The organism is Streptoalloteichus hindustanus, assembly GCF_900129375.1.
Lineage (GTDB): Bacteria > Actinomycetota > Actinomycetes > Mycobacteriales > Pseudonocardiaceae > Streptoalloteichus > Streptoalloteichus hindustanus.
On sequence record NZ_FQVN01000002.1, the window covers coordinates 42,838 to 68,643 of the forward strand.

Here is a 25,806-nt window from a genome sequence, read left to right on the forward strand (position 1 = left end):
CGATGAACAGCGCTGACCCGACCACGAACGCCCCGGCCGTCCCCGCCCGGTTGCCGGCGACCGCCGCCCAGCACGGGATCTGGTTCGGCCAGGAGATGGACCCGACCAGCCCGATGTACAACACGGCGGAGTGCGTGGTCATCCACGGCGCGGTGGACGTCGACCTGCTGGAGGTCGCGGTGCGGCGCACCCTCGCCGACGCCGAGGCCCTGCACGCCCGGTTCGTCCGGGACGACGACGGCGTGCTGTGGCAGGACCTGACCCCGGCGGACTGGCCCTTCCACGTCGTGGACCTCAGGGAGGAGCCGGACCCGGTGGCCGCGGCGGACGCGTGGATCGCGGCCGACATGGCCCGGCCCACCGACCTCGCGCGCGACCCGTTGTTCACCGAGGCGGTGCTGCGGACCGGACCCGAGGAGTTCCGCTGGTACCAACGGATCCACCACGTCGCGGTGGACGGCTTCGGCGCCGCGATGATCCTGCGGCGGGTGGCCGAGGTCTACACCGCCCTGGCCGGCGGCGAGGAACCGCCGGAGGCCGGCTTCGGCCGACTGTCCACTGTGGTCGAAGAGGAGGCCGCTCACCTGGCCTCGGACCGCCACGCCCGCAGCCGTGACTTCTGGGCCGAGCACCTGGCCGACCAGCCGGAGCCGGTGAGCCTGGCCGAGGGCGTGCCGTCGATCTCCGGCGACGTGCTGCGCCGGACGCTGCGCCTGCCCCCGGAGGAGGCCACGCGGTTGCAGCGGGTCGCCGCCGGCGCGCGCGCCGCGTGGTCGGACCTGGCCCTGGCGATCACCGCCGCCTACGTCGCGCGGGTCACCCGGGCCGGGGAGGTGGTGCTGGGCCTGCCGGTGATGGGGCGGCTGGGGTCGGCGGCGCTGCGCGTGCCGTGCATGGTGATGAACATCGTGCCGCTGCGGGTCCCGGTCGACACCGGGCGGTCGCTGCTCGACCTGACCGACCAGGTCGCGGCCCAGGTGCGGCGCACCCGCCCGCACCACCGCTACCGGCACGAGCAGCTCCGCCGCGACCTGCGGATGGTCGGCACGGACCGCCGGCTGTTCGGCCCGGTCGTCAACATCATGCCCTTCGACTACCGCCTGCGGTTCGGCGCGCACGAAGCGACGATGCGCAACATCTCGGCCGGTCCGGTGGACGACCTGTCGCTGGGCATCCGGCTGATGGCCGACGGCGGCCTCCAGGTCGAGCTGGACGCCAACGCCCAGCTCTACCGGCCCGACGTCCTGACCACCCACCTGACCAGCTTCGTGACCTTCCTGCGGGCCGCGCTCGACGCGCCGGAGGAGCCGCTGGGCCACGCGCGCATGGTCCGGACCGTGACGCTCGCCGAACTGCGCCACGCCCGGCTGGCCGCGCCGTCGCCGATGGGCCGACCGGCCGCGGACGAGCAGCCGGACGTGCTCGCGTTGGTGCGGGAGCAGGCGCGGCAGAGTCCGAACGCCGTCGCCGTCGAGCACGGCGACCGCCGCCTCAGCTACGCCGAGCTGCTCGCGGAGGCGGAGCGGTCGGCCCGGCGGTTGGTCGCGCACGGCGCGCGGGTGGACTCCCCGGTCGCGGTGCTGCTGCCGCGCGGCCCGGAGATCGTCGTCTCGATCCTCGCCGTTCTCCTGGCGGGCTCCGGCTATCTCCCCCTGGACCCCGGGTGGCCGGCGGCCCGGCTGAACGGGGTGCTCGACGACGCCGGAAACCCGCTGGTGGTCACGGATTCGGAGCACGTGGACCTGGTGCGGGGCCGGAACGTCCTCGTGGTGGACTCCGCCGAGTGGACTGACGACCAGTCCGCCGACAAGTCCACTGTGGAACCGTCCAATTTGGACAATTTGGACGACGCTCCACTCCCGACGGTGCCCGCCCAGGCGCTCGCCTACGTCATCTACACCTCGGGCTCCACCGGGACGCCCAAGGGAGTCCTGGTGAGTCGCGGCGCGCTGGCCAGTTTCGCGGCCGCCGCCACCCGGCGCTACGCGATCACGAAGGCCGATCGCGTGCTCCAGTTCGCCGCGCCGCACTTCGACGCGAGCATCGAGGAACTGTTCGGAGCGCTGACGACGGGCGCGACGTTGGTGCTGCGCACCGAGGAGATGCTGGAGTCGGTGCCGCGCTTCCTGGACTCGTGTGCCGTGAAAAGGGTCACACTCCTCGACCTGCCCACCGCGTTCTGGCACGAGGTCGTGCACGGAATGGACGCCGGCGAGGGCGTTCTCCCCGGGACGGTGCGCGCCGTGATCATCGGTGGTGAGGCGGCACTTCACGACCGCGTGGCCCGCTGGCGGCGCCTGGTGGACCCCGAGGTCGCCCTGATCAACACCTACGGTCCGACCGAAGCGACGGTCGTCACCACCGCGGCGGTGTTGACCGGGCAAGGTTAAGGATAGGCTCACCTAAGGTTGATGTTGGGGACCCGCCACCAGCACGGCGCCGAGTTTGCGGAGAACGACCGATGACCACCAGACCTGACCGGGCAGGGGACGCCGCCGGCGTCTCCCGCCGCCGTTTCCTCGCCGGGGCGGCCGGGGCCCTCGCCCTGGTGGGCCTGACCGCCTGCGGCTCCGGCGGTTCCGGTGGCGCCTCGGCCAGCCCCACCGCCGTCGGCGGCGGGAAGCGGACGATCACCACGGCGCTCGGCCCGGTGGAGATCCCGGCCAACCCGCAGCGCGTGGTCTGCGTCGACCACTACACGCCCGGCGCGCTGCTCGACGTGGGCGTGACGCCGGTCGGCGTCGCCGACTTCGACACCAACGCCCTGCTCGCCGACTACGTGCCCCGCCTCCAGGGGCTGCCCAAGGTCGGCAAGTCCAACGAGGCCAAGCCGGAGAAGGTGGCCGAGCTGCGGCCGGACCTCGTCCTCGGCACGCACCTCGCGCACGCGCCCGACCCCAACGCCGAGAGCTACAAGGCGTTCGCGCCGACCGCGTTGTTCGCCGCCAAGACCGCCGGCGACTGGAAGGACCGCGCGCTCCAGGCCGCCGACGCGGTCGGCCGGCGCGCCGAGGGCGAGAAGGTCAGGCAGCGCTACGAGGAACGCGCCGCCGGCATCAAGAAGAAGTACGCCGACGCCCTGGCCAGGACGAAGTGGAGCATGGTCCAGGGTGGACGCTCCGGCGAGTGGGCGCTGGTGCTGCCCGGCTCCTGGGGCGGCGTCGTGCTGGTGGACGCCGGTGTGCAGTTCGGCGCGTCCTCGGCCGGACAGCAGGGCACGACCAAGAACTTCTCCGTGGAGCAGATGGACGCGCTCGCCGACTCCGACGTGATCCTGGTGCGCGGCAACAGCGACGGCAGCATCGCCGCGCAGGTGAAGCCGGTGTTGGAGCAGCCCGTGTGGCAGGGACTGCGGGCGGTGAAGAACAACAGGGTCTTCCCGCTGCCGTACTTCAACACCCTGCACTACGGGCAGGCCGAGGCGATGCTCAACAAGATCGAAGACATTCTCAAGCAGCTCTGAGAAGGGAATGGTCCGATGACCGCCCCCAACACCGTCCGTGAGCGCGGTGCCCGTCGCCTCGGCAAGCCGATGCGCGTGGTGCGCACGACCGAGGTGACGCCGTTGATGCGCCGGATCACCGTGACCCCGGTGGGCGAGGACACGCTTCCCGGCGCCGACCACGAGCACCTCGGCCCCAACATGAAGGTGTTCATCCCTCGGCCCGGCCAGGCCGAGCCGGTCATGCCGCACCGCGAGGACGGCCGGCTGGTGTGGCCGCCGGAGGACGTCCGGGCCACGGTGCGCACCTACACCACCCGCCGCTACGACCGCGAAGCGTCCGAAATGGACATCGACTTCGTGCTGCACGGCGACGCGGGCGTGGCCTCGTCCTGGGCGGCCAACGCGAAGCCGGGCGACATCCTCGGCGTCGGCGCGCCGGGCGGGCTGACCGTGCGCGAAGCCGACTGGTACCTCCTCACCGGCGACCAGACCGCGTTGCCGGCGATCAGCGTGATCCTGGAGAAGCTGCCGGCCACGGCGCGGGGCTACGCGTTCGTCGAGATCCCGGACGCGCGCGAGGAGCAGGAGCTGGTCCGCCCGGCCGGTGTGGAACTGGTCTGGCTGCACCGCGACGGCGCGCCAGCCGGCACCGGGACCCTGCTGGCCGACGCGGCGCGCTCGGTCGAGATGCCCACCGACGAGTCGGTGTTCGCCTGGGCGGGCGCGGAGTCGGCCGCCGTGCTCGACCTGCGTCGGCACTGGCAGCACGAGCGCGGCCTGGACCGGCGGCGCAAGCTGGCCATCGGCTACTGGAAGCGCGGCATCTCCGAGACCGAGTACAGCCACAGGCACGACCACGACCGGGCCGACGAGGACCGGTACGAGAACCAGCCGCACTGAGGCGGGACGGTCGGGCGCCTCCGTCGTCGGCGCCCGACCGCCGGCCCTCCCCAGTCACCGCGGCGTCCGCGCCGGGGCCAGCGAGATCGGACGGGAAAAGCGATGCGCCTCGGCCAGATGGTCATCGACGTCAGTCCACTGAGGACCAGCCGGGACTTCCGGTTCGTCTTCGCCGCGCGCGTGGTGTCCCTGCTGGGCATCGGCTTCACCACCGTCGCGCTGCCCGTCCAGGTCTACGACCTGACCGGGTCGTCCCTCCAGGTCGCCCTGGTCAACCTCGTGCTCGGCGCGGCGATGCTGGTCGGCACCCTGGTCGGCGGCGTGCTCTCCGACCGGTTCGACCGCCGGTCGCTGATCCTGCTCGGCCGGGGCGTCGCCGCGGTCGGCTTCGCCGCGCTGACCGCCAACGCGCTGCTGCCCAGCCCGCAGCTCTGGTTCGTCGCCGTGTGCGCGGTGGTGAACGGCCTGGCGAACGGGGTCAGCGGCACCGCGTTGATGGCGGCCACTCCCGCCCTGGTCGGCAGGGACCAGCTCGCCGCGTCGGCGGCGCTGGTCGCCGCCACCACGCAGCTCGGCGCGGTGGTGGGGCCGGCGGTCGGCGGCCTGGTGATCGCCGGGCCGGGCGTGGCGGCGAACTACGGCGTCACGGCCGTGGGCACGCTCCTGACCACCGTCCTGATCCTCTTCCTCCGGCCGTTGCCGCCCACCAGCTCGTCCGGCCGGCGGGGGAGCGGCTCGGTCGCCGAGGGCTGGCGGTTCGTCCGGCGCAACCCGGTGATCGGCGGCCTGTTGCTCGTCGACGTGTGCGCCGTCGTGTTCGCCATGCCGTACGCGCTGTTCCCCGCGCTGGCGACCGAGCACTTCCACGCCGGCCCCGCCGCGGTGGGCCTGCTCTACGCGGCGCCGGCGGTCGGCGCGGTGCTGGGCGCGGTCACCAGCGGGTGGACCGGGCGGATCGCCGGCTCGGGCCGGGCGCTCGTGGTCGCCGTCCTGGGCTGGGGCCTGGCCATCACCGGGTTCGGGCTGAGCCCGACGCTGCCGGTCGCGCTCGCGCTGCTCGCCGTGGCCGGGTTCGCCAACATCGTGTCCGAGATCCTGCGCAGGGCGCTGCTCCAGCACCACACCCCCGGCCGGCTCCAGGGCCGGGTCAGCAGCGTGTGGCTGGCCCAGACCACCGTGGGGCCGTCGCTGGGCAACGTCGAGGCCGGTCTGCTCGCCCGGTTCGTCGCCCCGCCCACGGCGGTCGTCCTGGGCGGGCTGGTCTGCGTGGCGGGCGTGGTCCTGGTGTCCGCGCTGTTCCCGGGGCTGCGCCGAGCCAGCCTGCGCGGCCCCTCGGCCGACGAGGCCGAGCACGACGCGCAGCCGTCCGCCGCCGCGGCGGCCTGACGCTCTCCCGGCCCCCGTACCGCGCCTGGCCCGTGTCCACCTGACCGCGGGTACGGCGTCCGGGTGACGGCCGGTATCTGCGACGGCTTTCTGTCACTCCTCACCGTCGCCATGGTCGGTGCACCCAATGTTCGGAAGGGGTGGCGGGCGTGAAGAGGACATCCGCGCGGGGCTCCACCCGCTGCGCCCGAGCCCTGTGCGGGGAGCTCCGCGCCGGCGTGGTGGTCTTCGGGGCCGGTTCGGTCGTGGCCGGCCTGACCTCGGACGCCGACCTGTTCGCGGCTGCCAGGTCGGCACAGGGCGTCGGGGCCGTGCTCGCCGTGTCCGCGCTGGTCCAGGCGGTGCGCACCGACCCGGTGCGTCAGGCCCGGGTGACCACAGCGTGGGGGCGGATGTCCCAGCCGGGCAACTCGTCCGCGAACCCCCTGCCCGGCGCCGTCGTGCCCGTCGCCTCCTGGCAGTGGGCCTTCCTGCTCCCCGCCGTGGCCGCCGGGGTGGCCTGGGCGGTGGCTCCGCGACTGCTCGACCCCGCGCCGAGGAGGTGCCGCGGGCAGTGCGCGCCCGGACGGGCGCTGGTGCTCGTCCTGGTTCCCCTCGTCGACCGGAGTGGGGTTCGCCTGTTGCTGGCCGTCGCGCTCACCGCGACCACGACAGCGCGCCCGCCGGGCCGTCGTTCGCCGGCGGGCGCTGTTCTTCCCTGGTCGGGTGGTCCGATCGTGGTCGCCGCCATCCTCCCGTGGCCGCCCCCGGTGTCGGCCTCCCGGGCGTTGACCGGCCGCCGGCCCTCCGGCCTCGGGTTTCCGCACGCCGTCCCGCCCGCCCACCGTGGTGACGCAGCGCGACGGCTCGTCTCGACGGGGGAGCGCCGCGCGCTCGTCCCGTCGTGGGTCACGGTTCCGTCCCTGCCGGGAGCGTGACCGCGTGACTGGGGGTGATCGGGGAGGCGGTGTCCGCGCCGCCTCCCCGGTCCGCCAGCTCCACCGGATCGGGTGGCATCTCGGAGCCGGGCCCGGCGTTCCTGTTGTCAGGGACGTGTTTGGCGGCCCGGAGCGCGCTGGGGAGAGGACATGGTCGACGAGCACGGGTGGGTCCAGGTCACGCGGCCGGAGCGGGACGCGCGCGACGCCGTGGCGGACCCGGACGACCACCAACGCGTCGTGCGCGTGGCCGAGGCCGTGCGCGCGCTGGCCGAGGGGGGCCAGCTCGACGCGGCGATCCGGCTCGGCGAGGACGTGCTGCGGCAACCGGTGCCCGAGGCGCTGGCCGCCGAGTTGCGGTGCACCATCGCCGGGCTGCTGCTGGCCGCGGGTCGGGCCGGGGAGGCCGTCGCCGTCGCCGGCAGGGTGCTGGCCTGGCGCGGCGTGCCGGCCCCGCTGTACCGGCTCGCCGCGGCGAACCGGATCTTCGGGTTGTTCCTGTGCGACGAGCCCAGGGCCAGGGAGCTGGCCGAGTCGATGGTGGCCGGGTCGGACGTGGTCGAGCCGGGGCGGGAGCCGGCCAGGGGGCCGGGGTCGGGGTGGGCCGCCGGCGCCGTCGACACGGTGACGGCGGCGGCGGTGGTCTCGGTCCTGTCCTGGCAACGGGGCGAGCTGGCCGAGGGGCTGCGCTGGGGCACGCGGGCGGTGCGCGCGGCCTCCCGGGTGACGACACCCGGCTGGCGGGGCTTCCCCATGCTGGCCCTGTCCGCCGAGCTCTCCGACCTGCACGAGTTCGAGCAGGCCGAGGCGCTGGTGCGGGTCGCGGAGAACACCACCGACCCGATGGGCGTCACCGGGCACACCGCGGGCCCGGCCATCGTGCGCGCCCGGCTGCTCGCGCAGACCAACCGGCTGGACGAGGCGTACCGGGTCGCCGAGGCCGGCGCCCGGGTCGCGACCGAGCACGGGGCGGGGCTGCTGGTGCCGCTGGCGCACGCCGTGCTGGCCTCGACCACGTTGCGGATCGGCGAGGTCGACGAGGCGGCCGCGCACGTGGAGCGGTACCGGACGGCGCTGGCCGCCGGCGGCGCCGTCCTGCCGTCGCCGCAGTACGACTGGGTGGAGTTGCTGGTGACCGCGCAGCGGGAGGGGCCGCGACGCGCGCGGGAGCTGCTGACCACCCGGTTCACCGACCTGCCCACCCGCCGGGCGTTGTTCGTGGAGGAGCCCGGCGCGGCGGCGTGGCTGGTGCGCCTGGCGATGTCGGTGGGCGACCCGGTGCTGGGCGAGTCGGCCGCGGCCACCGCCGACCGCCTCGCCGAGGACAACCCGGGGTTCGCCACGGTGGCGGCCGGCGCCCGGCAGGCCCGCGCCCTGCTGCGCGGCGCCAGCCGGCTCGGCGCGGGTCCGCCGCCCTCCGGAGCGCGGGGGACGGCCACGACGGGGTGGGACGGCCTGAACGACACCGAACGGCGGATCGCCTCCCTGGTCGGCCAGGGGCTGACGAACCGGCAGGTCGCCGCCCGGGTGTTCCTCTCACCCCACACCGTGAACTACCACCTGCGGCAGATCTTCAGAAAACTCGAGGTGCGGTCCCGCGTGGAGCTGGCCCGGTTCGCGCACGAGCACTGAGGCGCTGAGCTCCAGAGCTCCAGAGCACTGAGCGCCGCACGCCGGTGCGACGCGGGAGGGGACACCGTTCCGCACGGGCTTCGGGGTGGAGACGCGGTCATGGGTCATGGGTCAGGTGGGGTGTCTTCGTCGGCGCGTGTGCTCTTCTCTCCCAGGAGGAGCAGAACGGCGTCGCTGACGGTACGCGGCTGTTCCGCTCTTCCTAGCTGATCTATCCACAGTGAACTGTCCCCTTCGTGCTCGTCCTGACGGACCGAGGGCACGTGAGATTGGATGCTGTTCTGGGCCAGATCGAGGCTGAGGTCGCGGGGCGAGACCCGATGGCGCTGACCGAGCGCCGCGTGGGGTGGAGTCGTGGTCATGGGTTAGGCGAGGTGTCTTCGCCGGCGCGCGTGCTCTGCTCGATCAGTGGGAGCAGCACGGCTCGCTGATGTCGCGGTTCTAGGTCGCTTTCCTCCCTGTCGTGTCCACAGTGGATTGTCCTTCTCGCCTCGTCCTGATCGATTGGGAGAACGTGGTGTCGGATGCCGTGCTGGGCCAGATCGGCGGTTGAGGTCGTGGTGGCGACATCCGATCGCGCTGGTGCGGCGCGAAGGAGGTCGCGCGCCGCTCCGGTCCCGGGGGTGGGGTCGTGGTCATGGGTGGAGGTGGGGGTGCCTTCGCCTACGTGTGCGCTCACTCTCCGAGGAGGAGCGGCACGGTGTCGCTGCGATCGCGGGCTGGTCTGCTCTTTCCGACGTCTGGCTTGTCCACAGTGGGCTTTTCCTTTGTGCGCCTCCTGGCCGGCGGAAAGCACGTGAGATTGGGTGTCGTGCTGGGTCAGATTGGGGGTTGAGGTCGTGGTGGCGAGATCCGACGGTGCTGGTTGAGCGTCGCGTGTCGGTGTGGTGTGAAGGGGTGCCGCGCCGGACCGGTCTCGGGGTGGGGTCGTGGTTATGGGTCAGATGGGGCGTCTTCGTCGTCGTGCGCGCTCCGCTCTCCCAGGAGGAGTAGCACGGCGTCGGTGACGTCGCGGGGTAGTTCCGCCCCTCCTGGCGTCTGGCTTGTCCATAGTGGACTACTGGTTCCGTGCTCATCCTGGTCGACCGGGAGCACGTGGCACCGGATGCCGTTCTGGCTCAGATCGAGGTCGACGCGGTGGGGGTGAGATCCGATGGCGCTGGTCGAGGTCAAGGTGACGATCGCGCCGTGGCCGCGTGCCGCCATCCGTCGTGCGATCGAACGGGAGACTGTCCCGACTCCGGGCGGGTCTGGCCTCAGGTCTTTGTCGTCAGGTGTGAGAACGGAGCCGGAGCGAAGCGGCTCGACGGCGTTCACCAGGAACTCCACCGGGCCGATCCAGCGCTCCACATCCGCCACCACCTCGTCCACAGAGGACGATGAGGTGACGTCGACGGGGAAACCCGTCACATGCAGGTCGTGTTGGCGCAGCACGGGAATCACGGTGGCCAGGTGGCCCGCGTCGGAGTCGAGCGCGGCGACGCGCGCGCCGGCTTCGGCCAGCGCGCGCGTCACCCTCCGCCCGGTGGTGGTCGCCACTCCGGTCACGACCGCCACCCGGTCCACGAATCGCCTGTCCACCCCGTGTCCTCCCGGTCCACCCATCAGGTCGCGCGCCAGGCCGAGGCGACCGCGACGGCCTGTTCCGGATTCAGTCGCGGGTCGCAGCACGTGGTGTAGTCCGCGCCCAGCGCGGCGCTCTCGCGCTCGTCCCACACGCACTCCCGCACCGGGTGGGGTGTGGTCTCCAGATGCAGACCACCGTCGACCCCGCCAGCCCTGGTGACCGCGTCCTGGAACTCACGCACCTCGCGCACGACGGCGTCGAGGAACCGGGTCTTCCAGCCGTCCCGGGTGGTCACGGTGTTGCCGTGCATGGGATCGCACAGCCAGACGACGGGGTGACCGGCCGCCCGCACCGCCTCCACCAGCGGCGGCAACGCCGTGCCGACGGCGTCCGCGCCCATGCGGGCGATCAAGGTGAGGCGGCCCGGCACGCGCCCCGGGTCGAGGCGGGCGCACAGGGCGACCAGCTCGGCCGCCGTCATGCTCGGCCCCACCTTGCAGGCCACGGGGTTGTCGACCACGGCCAGCAAACGTACGTGCGCCCCGTCGACCTGGCGGGTCCGGTCCCCGATCCACGGCCAGTGCGTCGAGGTGAGCAGGGTGCGGCCGGCCACCCGTCGCACCTGCGGCAGTTCGTAGTCCAGCAGCAACGCCTCGTGACTGGTCCACAGCGGAGCCTCGGCGGAGGGAGCCCAGCCCGTCTGGCTCGTCCGGAGGAACGCCATCGCGGTCCGGGCGGCGTGGTAGCAGGTGAGCAGCCGCAGCGGGTCCGGGCGGCGGGTGGCCGGATCGGGTTCCGGGCCGTTCACCAGGTGCCCCCGGAAGGCGGGCAGCTCCCGGCCGTCGTGCCACTCGGTCGGTCGGGACCGGGGCTTGGCGAACTGCCCGGCGATGCGCCCCACCCGCACCACGGGCCGGTCGGCGTTGAGCCGCACCACCCCGGCGATCAGGTCGAGCAGGCCGACCTTGCGGGTGAGCACCTCGGGCACGCACTCGGCGGGGTCCTCCGCGCAGTCGCCGGCCTGCACGACCTGGAGCCGGCCGGCGGCGACCTCGGCCAGCAGGCGGCGCAGGGTCCGCACCTCGCCGGGCTCCACGAGCGGGGGCAGGGCCGCCAGGTCCGAGGTGACCTCGTCGACCAGCCACCGCTCGCCCCAGTCCGGCTGCTGGAGCGCGGGCAGGGCGCGCCAGCGGCGCCGGTCCTCGGCGGACAGGGCGGTCTGGGCGGGGTGGAGCGGCGTGACGCCGGCCTGGGTCATGTCAGCGGTCACCGGGGCCTCCGTGGGCTGCGGACTGGCAGGGGGTCGACCACGCCGGACTCGCATCTCCGGCGGCCGTACGGCGGTGGTCTGCGGTGGAAGAGGGGCCAGCGGTGGCGCGCGGCCCGGTCCTACCTGTTCGAGTAGGCCGGGTATCTCGCCGCCGCCACGCGCTCGGGTGCCCCTCGCCGGCGTGAATGACGTATCCGGGGCAGGGGAGCACGCTCCACAAGCGACTGGGCCGCGCGAAGGCGGCGCACAAGAGCAGCTCTTCCGTCAGCCTGTGACCGGCAGCTCCGCGCACAGTGGACCGACGAGACGTCCTGCCATCTGCTGGCGCTGGCTCAGACGATCAGTTCTGGGACAGGCTTTTCGTCCACTGTGGACACAACGGGCGGGGGTGGGAACGAGCCCGGCGGCCCCGCCGGCGACGGGCTCGTTCCCCGGTGCGACGCCGGATCTCCCCGTCAGTCCTCAGTCGTCCTCGCGGCGCGGTCCGGACCAGCGCACGAGCAGGATGGTGATGTTGTCGTGTCCGCCGGCGTCCATGGCCGCCGCCCACAACGCCTTCACGGTGCGCGGGTCGCTCGTCGACTCCTCGGTGAGGATCCGCTCGATCCGCTCGACCTCGACCATGTCGGTGAGTCCGTCGCTGCACAGCAGCCAGCGGGCCGGACCGTCCACCGGGTCCGCCGCCACGTGCGGTTCGACCGGGGTGCGCAGGGCCGCGCCGCCCAGCGCCTGGGCGAGGACCGAGCTCCGCCGGCCCGTCGCGTCCCCGCCGGGCGCTGTCGCCGTGTCGTCGATCGAGAGTTGTTCGAGGTAGTTTCCGCTCTCCCGGTAGACGCGGGAGTCGCCGACGTTGAACCACAACGCGCCGCTCCCGCTGAGCACCAGGCCGGCCGCCGTGGTCCCGGTGCCGTAGTACTCGGGCTGCCGGCCGGGGATCTCGTACAGCTCGTCGTTGATGCGGGACAGCGTCGTGGCCACCTTCGCCCGGCTGGTCAGCGTCGGGCCCTCCTCCGCCAGTCTGCGCACCGCCAGCGCGGAGGCGACCTCACCGGCCGCGTGACCGCCGAGCCCGTCGGCGACCGCGACCACGACCGGCGCGTGCGGCGACAGCCGGATCACGACCGGGTCGTCCATGCTCGTGCCCGAGACCGTGGCCGGCCCGGCCACGAAGGCGTCCTCGTTGTTGGCGCGTACCGCACCGCGATGGGTCATCGCGGTGACGAACACCTGTGCCGACTGGCTCGGCGCGCTCATGCCGCCGCCCTCCGTTCCCCGTTCCTGACCCCACGCGACGATGGCGGCCAGTTCGCCCACCGGGACGCGCCCGGTCCTCCCGCGCGCCGCCACACCGGCCACCGGTTCCCCGGCCGTGAGGTCGGACGCGGCATGATGATCTTTCGTTCCCCGGTCCGGTCCGCCGGTCCGCGCTGGCGCGGCAGGCCGCGCGGACGGGTGCGCGCGGAGCGGTGACCGGGTCGAACACCGTGCCACGCGCCCGACACGCTAGCCCATCCGCTCTCACCTTCGGCGCTCGTTCCGTGACCGTGAGCTGCGGAGCCTGAGTAGACTCGGCACCCGATCTTGCCGCTCGTGCCGCTGTGAGGGGTGGGCAGGTGCGCGACGAACCTGATCACGGTGACCGTGACGACGAGGCTCCGGAGATCATCAACCAGCTCGGCGACGTCGCCGGCGTCGCCTTCCAGACCGGCGTCAACCACGGCGGCATCCACGTGCACCTGTCGGGGAACGAGCGGCCCCCGTTGCGGCAACTGGCTCCGCCACCGCCCGCGTTCACCAACCAGAAACCGGTGCTGCGCCGCCTCAACGACGCGGTCGCGGCCCACGCGGACCGGCCGGGTCCGGCGGTGGCCGTCGTGCGGGGCGTGGCCGGGGTTGGCAAGACCGCCGTGGCGTTGACCTGGTTGCACCGGCGGCGGGCGGAGTTCGACGGCGACCTCCAGGTCGACCTCGCGGACGACCCGCACGGCGACTCGCCCAACGACGTGCTCGCCCACCTGCTGCGCCTGCTCGGCCACGACCCGAAAGCCCTGCCGGCGACGCTGGAGCAACGGGCGGCGCTCTACCGATCCCTGACCAGGGGCCGACGGCTCGCCCTGTTGATCGACAACGCGTCGCTTCCGGGGCAGGTGCGACCCTTGCTGCCCGGCGGGGACGACTCGGTCGTCGTGGTGACCGCGCGGTCAGCCATGGAGGGGCTCAGGACCAACGGCGCTGTCCTGATCGACCTGGAGCCGCTGGAGGATTCGGCGGCTCACGAGCTGCTGGGACGGCTGATCGGTGAGGGCCGGGTGTCGGCGGAGCCGGCGGAGGCACAGGAAGTCGTCGCGCTGTGCGGTGGCCTGCCGATCGCACTCTGCGTCGTCGGTGTGCTGCTCGCTGAACGCGATCACTGGTCGCTGTCGCGGATGGTCCGGCGGCTCGCCGACGAGTCGCGACGGTTGGAACGGCTGGCGGTGCCAGGTGATCTGTCCGTGCAGGCGGTGTTCGAGACGTCCTACCGCCAGCTCGCGGAGCACGCGGCGCGGGTGTTCCGCGCCTTCGGACGGCACCCGGGCGACGGGGAGATCGGTCAGGAGGCACTGGCGGCCCTGCTCGGCGTCGACTCCGAGGACGACGACCTCGTTGAGGCGCTGGAGGAACTGCGGGGCGCGCGGCTGGTGGACGAGCCGGTGCCGGGGCGCTTCGGCATGCACTCGCTCGTCCGGCTGCACGCGAGGTGGGTCGCGGACAAGCACCAGGAGTCCGACGACGATTCCGTCGCGTTGGATCGACTCCTCGTGTACTACCTGGAGAAGACCATCCAGGCTGACCGCGTGATGATGCCGTCCCGGCCTCGCCTGAACTCGCTCTACCGTCAGCTTCCGTGGGCCGAGTTCGACGAGACGGCGGCGTGGGCGTGGTTGGAGACCGAGCGCGCGAACCTGCGTGCGGCCGTGCGGTTGGCGCACCAGAGCGGGCGGCACGTTCTCGCGTGGCAACTCTGTGAGGCGCTGTGGACCGTGTTCTTCCACGGCAAGTTCTTCGAGGACTGGATCACGACGCACGAGGCTGGCATCGAGTCCGCGCGGTGGTGCGGCGACCGGCGGGCGGAGGGGCGACTGACCTACCAGCTCGGCTTCGCCTACCACCTCAGCGAGCGGTACGACCAGGCCGAGGAGCTGTTCGCCCGGGCGCTCGGCCTGTGCCGCGAGGCCGGAGACCGGGAGGGTCAGGCCACCTCGGTCGAGTCCCTGGGACTGGTTCTGCTGGCCAAGAAGGACCCCAAGGCCGTCTCCGTGCTGACGGAGAACCTGAGCCAGGCCATGGAGATCGACGAACCGCGCCGCACGGCGCTGGCGCACCACCACCTCGGTCGGGCACTGTCCATGGTGGACAGGCGCGACGAGGCGATGGAGCACCTGGCCCTGGCGGAGAAGGGGCTGTCCTCCCTGCCCGATCCCGCCGCCGAGGGCGCGGTGCGACCGGACACCTACAACCTGGGCCGGGTGGCGATCAGCACCGCGCAGGCACTGCTGCGGGCGGGCTGGTTCCCCGAAGCCGCAGACCAGGCGCGGCGCGGGCTGGAGATCATGACTGAGCTGGGCCGGCCGTTCCACCAGGCCGAGGCGTTGGACGTCCTCGGCCAGGCGGCGCTCGCCGCCGGCGACCGCGATGCCGCGCGGCAGCACCTGCGAGACGCCCTGACGATCTACGAGGCGTGGCACTTCCCGCAGGCCGAAGCCCTCCACCGGCGTCTGTCCGAACTGGACTGAAGTTCAGTCCTGTTCGGACGACTCCGGTTCGGGCGTCCGCTCGGTGATCACCGTCGTCACACGCGCTCCCACGGTCACGGTGAACCGCTCGGGCAAGGCGGTGCTGAGACGGCCTTCCTTGCGCCACGCGTACAACAGCGAGGCGCAGACCGCCGGATCGGTCCGGGGATCGGGAACGACGAAGCTGACGATCTCGCCGTCCATCGTCGCCGCGACACAGCCCTCCGCTGTCACGACGGCGGCCACAACACAGCCTGGATACGCCCGGAGCGCGGCGGAAATCCACTCGGCGGCGTCGACGTCCGGATCGCGGTGCACGAGCACGTCGGCGAGTTCCAGCCAGCGGCGGTGCTTCTCGTCGGTGTCGACGCGGAGATGGGTGTCGTCGGGCACCGGGAGGCCGTGCCGAATCGGCTCGGCGGGAAACCTGACCACCTCGGCTTCGGCTTCGCCCGGCGTCCCGGTGCTGAGATCCACCCGCACCAGCGATGCCCGAGGCGAGACCGGCGAAACCGGGGGAACGGGCACGGCGGGGCTCTCCGCCAGCGCCGGCGGTTCGGGCAGGTCGAGTTCGCGGTAGATCGCCGCGCGCAGCACCGCGGCGGAGCCGCCGGGGACCGAGGTGGTGAGCGAGGTTATCGACCGGAAGTCGTCGGGATGGTGGGTGTCCACGACGTGCTCGATCTGCGGTAGCAGTGGCTTGGCGAGATCCAGCGACGGCGCGCTGGCTCCCAGCATTCCCACGGGCGACGCGGGTTCCACTGCCGCGTCGGGAAACGTCGCGAGGAGCACCGGCTGACCGAGGGCGGCTCCGTAGAAGGTCACCGAGCCGTGGTCGCCCACGACGACGTCGGCGGCGACCAGCGCCGCGCGCCAGCCCTCGTCGGGTGGCAGCACCACCACCCCCGCGCGCTCGCAGTCGGCCAGCCAGGACCGCACCTGCCACGGCGAGTGCCCGTGCCAGATGTTCGGGTGCAGCGCGAGGACGATCCGGTGGTCGTCCAGCGGGAGCTCGGCCACGAGCCGGCGGACGAGGTCGGGGTGCCGGCCGAACAGCGAGTCCCCGCCCCAGGTCGAGGAGACCACGACGAGACGGCGGCCCTCCGCGCCCAGCGCGCGCCGGTACGCGTCCCGCAACGGCCGACTGGCGAGCATGCGATCGAAACACGGGTCGCCGGCGACCAGCGCGGCCGGGACGGCCTCGGGACAGCTCAGCGCCAGGCGGGCGCGCTGCTCCTCGTGCGAGAGCACGATCACCGACGGGACCAGCTCGCCGTCCCACAGCAGCCACTGCGCTCCGAGCCCGAACGCGGACCGGTTTCCGGTTTCCGGTTTCCGGTTTCCGGTTTCCGGTTTCCGGTTTCCGGTTTCCGGTTTCCGAGCAAAGAATTTATTGTAGCCCATTCCGTGGGGGAGCACCATGAGCGGCGCCCTGATCTCGTGCAGGGCGCCGCCGTAGCTGGCGCTGACCGCGAGGTCGAAGTCGAGCTGGACCGCCTGTTCCCACGGCACGACGGCCGCGCCCCTGCTCGCCAGGAACTCGTCGGTTCCCGCGCGGAACGGTGAGGAGCCGGTGCAGGTGAAGACCGTCTGGACGCGGTGGTCGCCGTCGAGCAGCGGCAGCACGTCGAACAGCCGGGTGGCCGCGGTGACGTTGTGCACCACACCCAGGACGGTGCGTTCCGGCGAGATCGTCGACCACTGCGGCGAATGCGGGCCGACCGGAACCCTCACCCACTCGCGATCAGGCACGAACGACCACCTTACTGCCGCCGCCGCGCCCGCCGCGTCCGAGAGGGATCAGGAGCCGGACTGCGGCGGCACGCCGAAGTGCAGCCCGCCCTGGACGTCCCGGAGCTGGAACACCTGCCCGTGCACGGTTCCGTTGATCTGGTTGACCACCCCGCCGCTCTCGGCGCGCACCTCGTCGCGGGCCTGCCCCCACAGCTCGCGGACGCGCTCGCCGAAGGCCGGGTCCTCGGCCGCGACCCGCTCCAGCGTCGCGCTCAGGGTCGCGACCCGCTGCTCGTCCTGCGGGCTGGCCTCGGCCTCCTCCAACGCCGCCGTGTCGTCGGCCCGACCGGACAACCGCTCCTTGACGAACCGGTACAGCGAGCCCAGCCCACTCGACGCGAGCGCGACGGCCGCCTTGCCGGCCAGCGCCCCCGCCACCGCCATGAACATCGGATCAGTCACACCTGCCCCCTTCGGATCACGTGATGCCGCGAACGTAGCAGGATCGCCCGACCACGCACGGTGATTGTCGGGAGAGTGGGGCGCCGCCAGCCGTCGGACGGGCGGGACGGCGGGATTCGCACGGACAGCGGGGAAGTCAGCCCCGAATGCCGGACGCGCCGCCGGCCGCCACGTGCTCACATGGCTGTCGACGCCGCCGGCCCCTCCTCACGGTCCCCGGAGGTCCGCGATGAGTCTGACCGCCGTTCTCGTCACCGGGCTCGTTGCCGGCGGCGTCTCGTGCGCCGCCGTCCAGGGCGGCCTGTTGACCGGCCTCGTCGCCCGGCAGCGAGCCGAGCCGGTCGCGACTCCCCCCGAAACCGGCGCGGCGCCCGAGAAAACGGAGAACACCGAGAAAACGGAGAACACCGAGAACACCGAGGACGCCGCTGCCGTCACCACCGGTGAACGCGGCGCCCTGCAGAAGTTGGGCGACGACCTGGCTCCCGTCGCCGGGTTCCTCGCCGGCAAACTCGTGTCGCACACCGTCCTCGGTGCGTTGCTGGGCGCGCTCGGCGGTGTCGTTCAGCTTTCCTCGGGCGTGCGAGTGACCCTCCAACTGGTCGCCGGGACGGTGATCATCGTCCTGGGGCTGGCCCAGCTCGGCGTGCCCGGATTCCGGCGGATCGTCTTCGCGCCCCCGGACTCGTGGAGCAGGGTCGTGCGCTCCAGCACCCGCTCTCGGGCCGCGGTGGCCCCGGCTGCGCTGGGACTGGCGACGGTGCTCGTTCCCTGCGGGGTCACCGTGTCCGTGGAGGCGTTGGCGCTCACCACGGGGTCCGCGCTCATGGGCGCCGCCACCATGGCGGTGTTCGTCGTGGGCACCGCGCCGTTGTTCGCCGTCCTCGGCTACGCGGCGAGGAAGGCGGCCACGGCCTGGCGCGGGCGGTTGGCCGCCCTGACCGGGCTGGTGGTGTTGTTCCTCGGCCTCCTCACGCTCAACGGGGGGTTGGAGCTGGCCGGGTCGCCGGTGGCGGCGAGCAACATCGGCCGGGCGATGGGGTTCGACGAGCCGCCGGCACAGGCGGTGCGCGACGACAAGGGCGGGCAACTCCTGGTGCTCACCGCCCGCGCCAGCTCCTACAGCCCGCCGAGGATCGAGGCCAAGGCCGGCGTGCCCACCACACTAGTGATCCACTCCGAGGGCGTGCAGGGGTGCGCCCTCTCGTTCGTGGTTCCCGGGCACAACGTCGACCGGGTCCTGCCCGCCCACGGTGAGACCCGGATCGACCTGGGGACGCTCCAGCCGGGAGAGGTGAAGTTCGCCTGCGCCATGGGGATGTACACGGGCACGATCGTCGTCACGTGACCCCGCCGCGCTGACCGTCCACAGAGGACTGTGGGTGCCCCGCTGGGACCGCCAGGAGAGGATCGGCAGGTCTCAGCGGTGCACCGCGCCGTGGTAGAAGAAGTCGCCGAGCCCGACCGTGAACACCAGCACGCCGTAGAGCGCGTGCTCCACGGAGGCCGCGATCAGCGACTGGCTGCGCTGGTACCGGGTGGCGAACAGCCAGCCGCCCACGATCGTGAGCACGACCGACAACCAGTTCCCGAAGATGACGTGCGCGAACCCGAACGCGCCCGCGCTCGCCGCCACCATGGCCCGCCCGGTGCCGAACAGCGGTGCGTAGCGCTGGAACAGGAACCCCCGGAAGATCAACTCCTGCGGGTAGACGCTCAGCAACGGGTAGAACACGACGATCACCCCCCAGAGCAATGGCTGTTCGCGGGGGAGCTGGAGAAGGCGCTCCGGGCTGGCCACGGCCAACACCACGGCCATCGCGACCGAGGCCAGCGCCCAGAGGAGCAGCATCGGGCGGAGTTCGGTGGTGACCGCCGCACCTCTGGTGAGCGACCTGCGGTCGAAGGCAGGTTGGCGGCGCAGGTAGACCACCGCGACCACGGCCAGCAGCACCAGCACCGGGATCGGGCTCCCGGGCCGGTCGAGCAGCGCGTAGAGCGAGACAGCGCCGAAGAACAACGCGACGTATTCCACGCCCAGCAGAAGCCTGCGCCGCCAGTCGATCGCGACGGTCGTCGTCCCGGTGGTGTTCTCTCGCACGAGGTCGGCCATCTCAGGACGCCGTCGCGGTTTCGGTCTCCGCCTTCCGGCGGTCGTTCTCCAACACCGTCTGGAGGTACTCCTCGATGGCGTCCCGGTTGCGGGTCAGGCACCGGATGCGTTGGCTCATCCGGTCGCGCTCGTGCTCCAGCGTGGCGATCATCTCCGGGGTCGCGTCGGAGAAGTGGATGACGCGCGGCTTGTTCAGGCACGGCAGGATCTGCTTGATGATCCGGGTCGGCAGACCGGCGTCGAGCAGGCCCCGGATCTGGATGACCCGGTCCACGTTGTACTCGTCGTAGTCCCGGTAGCCGTTCGGCGCGCGGTTGGCGACGATCAGCCCCTGCTCCTCGTAGTAGCGCAGCAACCGGCGAGGGGTGTTCGTGCGCTCCGACAGCTCTCCGATCCGCATGTGCCGGCCTCCCGTCCGTCCGCTTGACCCTCACATTTGTGTGATGGTTTGAGCATAACGCCATGCTTGATCACGGCTCGCGGACCACCAGTGCCCAGCCCGAAAAGCTTCCCCTGCCGGCCGGGTACGCCCGCGCATGGAGCCGGCCCACCTCCAGGGCAAGGCGGTCGCGATCGCCATGACCGGGGTGTCACTCGCCCTGTCTCTGGGCGTGCCAGCGGGGACCTTCCTCGGCGGCGCGCTCGGCTGGCAGGTGGCGTTCTCGGCCATGACCGTGCTCGCCGTCGTCGTGATCGTGTGGATCGCTGTGGGGGGTCCGGACTTCCCGGGCCAGCAACGGGATCGGCGGATCACGATTCCGGAAGCGCTCAGAATCCCCGGTGTGGTGGCAGTTCTGGTCGTCACCCTGGTCTACGTGCTGGCGCACACCGTTCTCTACGCCTACGTCACCACGTTCCTGGCACGCGTTGGGATGGCTGACTCGACCGACGTCGTGTTGCTGGTCTTCGGAATCGCCTCGATGGTGAGCATTTGGCTCGTGGGCGCCTACATCGACCGCTGGCTGCGACCCCTCACGATCGTGAGTGTCGCCCTGTTCGCCGTGGTGGCCTCGGTCCTGGCTTCGCTGTCCGACAGCCCGGTGCTGGTCTACATCGCGATGGCGTTCTGGGGCCTCGGATAGGGCGGTGCGGGCACGCTCCTGCAAACCGCTGTGGGTCATGCGGGCGGAGAAGCCGCGGACCCGGCGCAGGCCGCTCTCGTTACCCTCTGGAACACGGCCATGGCGGTCGGCGGGGTTGTCGGCGGTGTTCTCCTCGACCTGTTCGGCTCGCTCTCCCTACCCTGGAGCGTTCTCGTGCTCGCCCTACCGGCGCTGATCGTGGTGATCTCCGCTCGCACCCACGGTTTCCCAGCTCGGCACGCGTGACGGGTCGTGTGATCTTCGGGACCTCTGGTGCTCGCCGACACCCTCGGTAGTTTCCGAAGCTCCTCGCCGGCGTGTCGTCCACCGCTGGTACGACCAGCCCCGGTGTTCTTCCTGCGGAGACCCATCCCTGCTGGTGAGGCAGGGCAGCACCGGCCCTCCGGGACCGGTGAGGATCGCAACTACTTCCCGCCGAAGGTATTCGAAGGCGACGGCACGCAGCACCGGCCCTCCGGGGCCGGTGCTGGTCGTGGGTGAGAGCTGGCCCTGGCCGTGTGGGTGGTCGGGGTCAGTGGCGCGTCGGGTTGGCTGATCGGGTTGGGCTGTTTGCCTCATTGTCGGGTCTGTGGGGGTGGGTCTAGCGTCGATCTCGCGTGACTGATGACCAGATTTCGTATCTGGTCATGTGTTTCGGAGGTGGGGGCGGGGGATGGTTGAGGCAGTGGGGGACGTGCGGACGGAGCGGGAGCGGCGCGCGGAGCACATTCTCGACACGGCGGCGGATCTGTTGCTGCGGCACGGATATCGGCGGGTGACGATCGACGACGTCGCGCGGTCGGCCGGGGTGGGCAAGGGCACGCTCTACCTGCACTGGCGGAGCCGGGAGGAGTTGTTCCTCGGTGTCCTGCTCCGTGAGATGGCGGAGTTGTTGGACGAGCTGGTCGAGTGTCTGCGGACCGAGCCCGCCGACGTGCTGCCGCACCGCATGGGGTCGTTGTCCTACCTGGCGGCGATGCGTCGGCCGTTGACCCGGGCGATGTTCGTGCCGGACGTCGACATGCTCGGCAAGCTCGTGCACACCGACGCGGGGCAGGCGGTGCAGGCGAGGAAGACGCAGATCAACCTCGTTTACTACCGGACGTTGATGGAGTACGGCCTGGTCCGGCCGGAGCTGACCCTGGACCAGTTGGTGTTCGGGGTGTCGGCGACGAACCTGGGCTTCTACTCGGCGACCGCTCTGCTGCCCTCGGCACTGGACATCTCGGTCGAGGACCGGGCCGCCTCCCTCGCGCACGTGCTCCGCAGCGCCTTCGAGGCGCCGGACGCCCTCGACCACCCCGACCTGACCACCGTCGCCGAGCAACTGGTCCGCGAGTACACGCGGTTCAGGGATGTGTGTCGCGTCGAGGCTCTGGGCCGGGGACGTGAAGTCCAGGCCAGCACGACGAAATCGACCGGGGAGTGATGATGAGCGACGTGAAGTTGACCGCGATCGACGTCGAGGACGGTGGCCGCCGGTTCCTGGCCGCGTTGGCCGAACTCCGGAACGCCGCACCGCTTCGGCGGGAGTCGGAGAACATCTGGGAGGTGTTCCGCTACGCGGAGACGTTACGGGCGATGTCCGACTACGAGACCTTCTCGTCGGACACCAGTGGCGTCATTCCGCCGGACCCGGCGCTGGAGCGGTTGAACCGGGGCAGCTTCGTGCGGATGGACCCGCCGCAGCACCGCAAGCTGCGTCGGCTCGCCAGCCAGGCGTTCACCCCGCGCATGGTCGCCCAGCTCGGGCCGCGGATCAGGGAGCTCACCACCGAGCTGCTGGACGAGGTCGCGGGCCAGGGGCGGATCGACCTGGTGCGGGACGTGGCCTATCCGCTGCCGGTGACGGTGATCGCGGAGATGCTCGGGGTCCCGGTCGCCGACCGCGACAAGTACCGCCGGTGGGCCACCGCCCTGTTCGAGGGCGGCCGCAGCGACTCGACGCTGCCGTCGGAGGAGCGGATGGCCGTCGTGCGCGAGAACGTCCTGGAGATGATCGAGTACCTGCGTCGGCACATCGAGATCCGCCGGGACGACGCGCGGGACGACCTGACCACCAAGCTGGTCGAGGCCGAGGTCGACGGGGAGCGGCTGGACGACGACGAGATCAGCGCCTTCATGATGCTGTTGCTCGTGGCGGGGCACGTCAGCACGACCGCGTTGCTCGGCAACATGGTGCTGTGCCTGGACGAGAACCCCGTGGCGGGGGCCGAGGTCCGGGCCGACCGGGACCTGGTGCCCGCCGCGATCGAGGAGACGTTGCGGCTGCGCACCCCGTTCACGCGCATGGTGCGGGTGACCACCAGGGAGGTGGAGCTCGGCGGCACGACGCTGCCGAAGAGCGCGCTGGTGATCCTGTGGCTGGCCGCGGCCAACCGGGACGAGCGGCAGTTCCCCGACCCCGACCGGTTCTCCCTGCACCGCGACCCCAACCCGCACGTGTCCTTCGGGCACGGCATCCACTTCTGCCTGGGCGCTCCGCTCGCCCGGCTGGAGTCGAAGATCGCGCTGAACCTGCTCATGGACCGCTACGCGAAGCTGTCCGTGGACTGGGACGCGGTGCGGTACACCGACGCGAACTCGCTCCTCAGCGCGTCGGAGCTGCCGCTGGACGTCGTCCCGGCCTGACCACGGGTCCCCTCCGCGGCAGCTGCCGCGGGGGCCGGACACCGGGAGTCGGGGAGGGGGCGCACCCCCCGCTTCGCGTCTCCTCCCCGCCAGGCCTGTTGGAACCAGAGGAAACGACGAAGAACCCGTACGAAGACGCGATGTTCTCGCGTCGAGGCACGGGTTCGACGTCGGAATGCGGGAACCAGAAGTGGAATCAGAAGACGCGGACGGCCTCGGGCAGGGCCTCGGCGACGACGGCGCCGCGACGGAAGTTGCGCTCCACCTCGGAGATCTCCCGCGCGTTGGGGTTCGGGTTGCGGCACTCGGTTCCCGCGCTGCTGCCGGACATCAGCGACGAGCAGGGGCCGGGCTTGCGGTCGGGCAGGCCGAGGATGTGGCCGAGCTCGTGGGTGGCGATCCGCAGCGTGTCGTAGCCCTGCTGCACGGCCTGGCGTCCCATGTAGACCCGGCCGTTGCCCAGGCTGGTCGTCTGGGCGCGGGGCCAGCCGTTGTCGGCGATGACCACGATGTTGGCCCGGGAGGAGCCCTTCTGCAGCTTCACGTTCTTCACGTGGTTGTTCCAGACGACCGCCGCCTCGTCGATCACCTCCTTGAACTCGCCCGCGCGGCTGCTGTCGTAGTAGAGGGTGCGGACCGCGCTGGCGTCGACCTCGGGAGCGGCGCTCGCGGTGCCGAGGCCGACGCCCACCAGGCCCAGGGTGAGGACCAGTAAGGCGACCAGTGCGCGTGTCGTCCTGCGAAGGAACACGGTAAGTCTCCTCGCGCCGGGGGGAAGGGGAGTGCCCGGAGCGTAGGGCGGTCCCGAAACGGCCAGCAACGACTTGTGGCATAACGAAATGTCATAACGGCCGGGAGGCGCGGACCAGGGGTGACGCCGAACGATATCGGGCGGTCCGGTCATTCCGCCGGCTTATGACGAGGTTCCGGGGCCCGCCGGGGGAAGCGGGTCCCGGAACCTCCCGTCCCAGTGCAGGGCCCAGTGCAGGGTCTAGGACGGAACCTGGTCGACGAACTTCGTGGTGTAGGTACGGGACAGGTCGATCCGGTCCTTCTTCGGCTTCACGTTGGTGGAGAACTCGCTCAGGACCTTCAGCACGTTCCGCGCGCCCTCGGGGTTCATCCGGCCGGTGCCGTTGAACATCCCGACGCTGTCGCGGATCGACTGCACGTACAGGTCCCGCCCCGCGTTGGCGTAGGAGGCCGGCATCCGGTCGGCGATCTCCTCGGGGCTGTGCTGCTTCATCCAGCGCAGGGTCTCGACAAAAGCGGCGGCCAGCTTCCGCACCACCTCGGGATAGCGTTCGACGATCTCGCACTTCATGTACACCGAGCTGGCCGGGTAGAGCCCGCCGAGGGCCGCGCGCGTGCCCTCCTCGGTGCGCATGTCCGCGATGACCTTCGCCCGCCCGGTGTTGACGAGCTGCGCCACCGTGGGGTCGGTGGTCATGCCGGCGTCGATCCCGCCGTTGGTGATGCCGGCGACGAACGTCTGGCCGGCGCCCACCTTCACCGTCGTGTAGTCCGAAGTGGACAGACCGGCCGACCCGGCGAGGTAGCGGGTGAGGAAGTCGGTGGACGAGCCGAGCGAGGTGACGCCCAGCTTCCGGCCGCGGAAGTCGGCGGGGCCGCGGATCTCCTCGGCCTTGTCCGCCGCCACCAGCTCGACCTCGCCCGGCACGTCGGCGAGCTGGACGACGCTGGTGATGCACTGGTCCTTGGCCTGGAGGTCGATCGTGTGGTCGTAGAACCCGACGACCGCCTGCACGTCCCCGCTCAGCAGCGTCGTCTCCGCGTTGGCCCCGGACTGCTCGCTGAGCAGCTTCACCCGGAGCCCCTGGCGCTCGAAGCCGCCGAGCCGCTCGGTCAGCATCGCCGGCAGGTAGATCACCTTGTCCACGCCGCCGACCATGATAGTGATCTCCGGCTGCCCGTCCGCCCCGACCGGCACGGTCCGCGACTCCCGACAGCCGGCGCTGGCCAGCACGGCGACGACCGCCAGCGCCGCGGCCGCGCCCCGGGTCCACAGTGGACGGCGCATCTCACACCCCCGCCGAGGACTCGCCGGCCGCCGGCGGCCGCCACCGCAGCAACCGCTTCTCCGCCAGGGTCAGCACCCACTCCGCGACCAGCGCGACCACCGTGATGATGATCATGCCGGCGTAGATGCCCGCCGAGTCGAAGGTGCCCTGCGCGTTGCTGATCAGCAGGCCCAGTCCCTTGCTCGCGCCCGCGTACTCGCCGACCACCGCGCCGATCAACGCGAAGCCGAACGCGGTGTGCAAGGAGGACAGAATCCAGGAGGTGGCGCTCGGCAGCACGATGGTGCCCAGCACCTGCGCCCGGCTCGCCCCGAGAATCCTGGCGTTGTTCAACAGGTTGCGGTCCACCTCGCGGGCGCCGGTGAAGGCGTTGAAGAACACCGCGAAGAACACCAGCACCACCACGGTGGCGACCTTGGAGGTCAGCCCGAAGCCGAACCAGATGATGAACAGCGATGCGAGCACGATGCGCGGGACGGCGTTGGCCGCCTTGATGAACGGCGCGAGCACGTCGGCCAGGTACCGGCTGCGGCCCAGCAGGACACCGAGCACCACCCCGGCCACGGCGCCGAGCGCGAAGCCCAGCACCGCCTCCTCCAGCGTCACCGCGATCTGCTCCCACACGGAGCCGAACTGGGTGCCGATGTCGAACCACTCCGCCAACCGCACGGCGATCGCGCTGGGCTTGGAGTAGAAGAACGGGTCGATCCACCACGTCGCCGCGGCTTCCCAACTCCCGAGCCACACCACGACGAGGAGCAGGCGCAGCGCCCACATGCCGGCGCGCCGGCGGCGCCGCGCCGCGCTGGCCTGGCGCTGGAGCGCGGCCGTGTCCGGCAGCGCGCTCCGCGC

At 71.8% G+C, this 25,806-nt stretch carries 22 protein-coding genes and 1 pseudogene; 13 read left to right on the forward strand and 10 right to left on the reverse strand.

Features of this window, described 5'->3' with window-relative positions; genetic code table 11:
- Positions 1 to 2: 2 nt before the first annotated feature.
- From BUE43_RS35895 to BUE43_RS34965, 7 genes and pseudogenes are all read left to right on the forward strand, one after another.
- Positions 3 to 1,328, forward strand: a pseudogene (locus BUE43_RS35895) (condensation domain-containing protein); the annotation flags it as partial.
- A 57-nt stretch (positions 1,329 to 1,385) separates the two neighbouring features.
- Positions 1,386 to 2,390 carry an AMP-binding protein gene (locus tag BUE43_RS35900; protein ID WP_407697100.1) on the forward strand — a complete coding sequence of 335 codons (1,005 nt, stop codon included), beginning with the start codon at positions 1,386 to 1,388 and terminating at the stop codon, positions 2,388 to 2,390.
- Positions 2,391 to 2,461: 71 nt separating this feature from the next.
- Positions 2,462 to 3,463 (forward strand): ABC transporter substrate-binding protein, encoded by a 1,002-nt coding sequence (locus BUE43_RS05745; RefSeq protein ID WP_073480365.1) that lies wholly within the window; start codon positions 2,462 to 2,464, stop codon positions 3,461 to 3,463.
- Between the two features lie 15 nt (positions 3,464 to 3,478).
- A complete protein-coding gene (locus tag BUE43_RS05750; protein WP_234995570.1) occupies positions 3,479 to 4,345 on the forward strand; it encodes a siderophore-interacting protein in 867 nt (288 codons plus the stop codon).
- A gap of 102 nt (positions 4,346 to 4,447) precedes the next feature.
- The gene (entS, locus tag BUE43_RS05755) at positions 4,448 to 5,731 is read left to right on the forward strand and encodes an enterobactin transporter EntS (RefSeq protein ID WP_073480366.1); all 1,284 of its coding nucleotides are present in this window, start codon (positions 4,448 to 4,450) and stop codon (positions 5,729 to 5,731) included.
- Between the two features lie 149 nt (positions 5,732 to 5,880).
- Positions 5,881 to 6,648 (forward strand): MFS transporter, encoded by a 768-nt coding sequence (locus BUE43_RS05760; protein WP_143173981.1) that lies wholly within the window; start codon positions 5,881 to 5,883, stop codon positions 6,646 to 6,648.
- A gap of 150 nt (positions 6,649 to 6,798) precedes the next feature.
- Positions 6,799 to 8,280, forward strand: coding sequence for a helix-turn-helix transcriptional regulator (locus BUE43_RS34965; RefSeq protein WP_073480368.1), 1,482 nt, complete (start codon positions 6,799 to 6,801; stop codon positions 8,278 to 8,280).
- A 933-nt stretch (positions 8,281 to 9,213) separates the two neighbouring features.
- Here BUE43_RS34965 and BUE43_RS05770 read toward each other — a convergent pair.
- The 3 genes from BUE43_RS05770 to BUE43_RS05780 form a co-directional block, all read right to left on the reverse strand.
- Positions 9,214 to 9,861, reverse strand: a complete 648-nt coding sequence (locus tag BUE43_RS05770) for an SDR family NAD(P)-dependent oxidoreductase (protein ID WP_073480369.1) — start codon at positions 9,859 to 9,861, stop codon at positions 9,214 to 9,216.
- 23 nt (positions 9,862 to 9,884) lie between these two features.
- Positions 9,885 to 11,117, reverse strand: a complete 1,233-nt coding sequence (locus BUE43_RS05775; protein ID WP_234995571.1) for a 3-deoxy-7-phosphoheptulonate synthase — start codon at positions 11,115 to 11,117, stop codon at positions 9,885 to 9,887.
- 462 nt (positions 11,118 to 11,579) lie between these two features.
- A complete protein-coding gene (locus tag BUE43_RS05780; protein ID WP_083959486.1) occupies positions 11,580 to 12,371 on the reverse strand; it encodes a PP2C family protein-serine/threonine phosphatase in 792 nt (263 codons plus the stop codon).
- Positions 12,372 to 12,730: 359 nt separating this feature from the next.
- Between BUE43_RS05780 and BUE43_RS05785 the strand changes: the two genes are divergently transcribed.
- Positions 12,731 to 14,890 carry a tetratricopeptide repeat protein gene (locus BUE43_RS05785; RefSeq protein ID WP_159447694.1) on the forward strand — a complete coding sequence of 720 codons (2,160 nt, stop codon included), beginning with the start codon at positions 12,731 to 12,733 and terminating at the stop codon, positions 14,888 to 14,890.
- A gap of 3 nt (positions 14,891 to 14,893) precedes the next feature.
- On the opposite strand, the gene BUE43_RS05790 is transcribed toward BUE43_RS05785, so the two are convergent.
- Positions 14,894 to 16,642 carry a hypothetical protein gene (locus BUE43_RS05790; RefSeq protein ID WP_143173983.1) on the reverse strand — a complete coding sequence of 583 codons (1,749 nt, stop codon included), beginning with the start codon at positions 16,640 to 16,642 and terminating at the stop codon, positions 14,894 to 14,896.
- A gap of 48 nt (positions 16,643 to 16,690) precedes the next feature.
- Entirely contained in the window at positions 16,691 to 17,086 is a 396-nt protein-coding gene (locus BUE43_RS05795; RefSeq protein WP_073480372.1) for a hypothetical protein, read from the reverse strand.
- A gap of 229 nt (positions 17,087 to 17,315) precedes the next feature.
- Between BUE43_RS05795 and BUE43_RS05800 the strand changes: the two genes are divergently transcribed.
- Entirely contained in the window at positions 17,316 to 18,434 is a 1,119-nt protein-coding gene (locus tag BUE43_RS05800) for a sulfite exporter TauE/SafE family protein (protein WP_073480373.1), read from the forward strand.
- 72 nt (positions 18,435 to 18,506) lie between these two features.
- On the opposite strand, the gene BUE43_RS05805 is transcribed toward BUE43_RS05800, so the two are convergent.
- On the reverse strand, positions 18,507 to 19,199 hold the full coding sequence (locus BUE43_RS05805; protein ID WP_073480374.1) for a CPBP family intramembrane glutamic endopeptidase: 693 nt from the start codon (positions 19,197 to 19,199) through the stop codon (positions 18,507 to 18,509).
- Position 19,200: 1 nt separating this feature from the next.
- A complete protein-coding gene (locus tag BUE43_RS05810; protein WP_073480375.1) occupies positions 19,201 to 19,599 on the reverse strand; it encodes a MerR family transcriptional regulator in 399 nt (132 codons plus the stop codon).
- Positions 19,600 to 19,735: 136 nt separating this feature from the next.
- Here BUE43_RS05810 and BUE43_RS05815 point away from each other — a divergent pair, with 136 nt between their 5' ends.
- From BUE43_RS05815 to BUE43_RS05825, 4 genes are all read left to right on the forward strand, one after another.
- Complete coding sequence (locus tag BUE43_RS05815) at positions 19,736 to 20,281, forward strand: MFS transporter (protein WP_073480376.1); 546 nt, start codon at positions 19,736 to 19,738, stop codon at positions 20,279 to 20,281.
- Between the two features lie 99 nt (positions 20,282 to 20,380).
- Positions 20,381 to 20,527, forward strand: coding sequence for a hypothetical protein (locus BUE43_RS34970; protein ID WP_234995572.1), 147 nt, complete (start codon positions 20,381 to 20,383; stop codon positions 20,525 to 20,527).
- 427 nt (positions 20,528 to 20,954) lie between these two features.
- Positions 20,955 to 21,710, forward strand: coding sequence for a TetR/AcrR family transcriptional regulator (locus tag BUE43_RS05820; RefSeq protein WP_083959391.1), 756 nt, complete (start codon positions 20,955 to 20,957; stop codon positions 21,708 to 21,710).
- A 2-nt stretch (positions 21,711 to 21,712) separates the two neighbouring features.
- Positions 21,713 to 22,912, forward strand: a complete 1,200-nt coding sequence (locus BUE43_RS05825; RefSeq protein ID WP_159447695.1) for a cytochrome P450 — start codon at positions 21,713 to 21,715, stop codon at positions 22,910 to 22,912.
- Positions 22,913 to 23,108: 196 nt separating this feature from the next.
- Here the strand turns inward: BUE43_RS05825 and BUE43_RS05830 are convergent, their stop codons facing one another.
- From BUE43_RS05830 to BUE43_RS05840, 3 genes are all read right to left on the reverse strand, one after another.
- Positions 23,109 to 23,663 carry a snapalysin family zinc-dependent metalloprotease gene (locus BUE43_RS05830; protein ID WP_073480379.1) on the reverse strand — a complete coding sequence of 185 codons (555 nt, stop codon included), beginning with the start codon at positions 23,661 to 23,663 and terminating at the stop codon, positions 23,109 to 23,111.
- A gap of 240 nt (positions 23,664 to 23,903) precedes the next feature.
- Positions 23,904 to 24,953, reverse strand: a complete 1,050-nt coding sequence (locus BUE43_RS05835) for an ABC transporter substrate-binding protein (RefSeq protein WP_073480380.1) — start codon at positions 24,951 to 24,953, stop codon at positions 23,904 to 23,906.
- A gap of 1 nt (position 24,954) precedes the next feature.
- Positions 24,955 to 25,794, reverse strand: a complete 840-nt coding sequence (locus BUE43_RS05840) for an ABC transporter permease (RefSeq protein ID WP_073480919.1) — start codon at positions 25,792 to 25,794, stop codon at positions 24,955 to 24,957.
- Positions 25,795 to 25,806 lie beyond the last annotated feature (12 nt).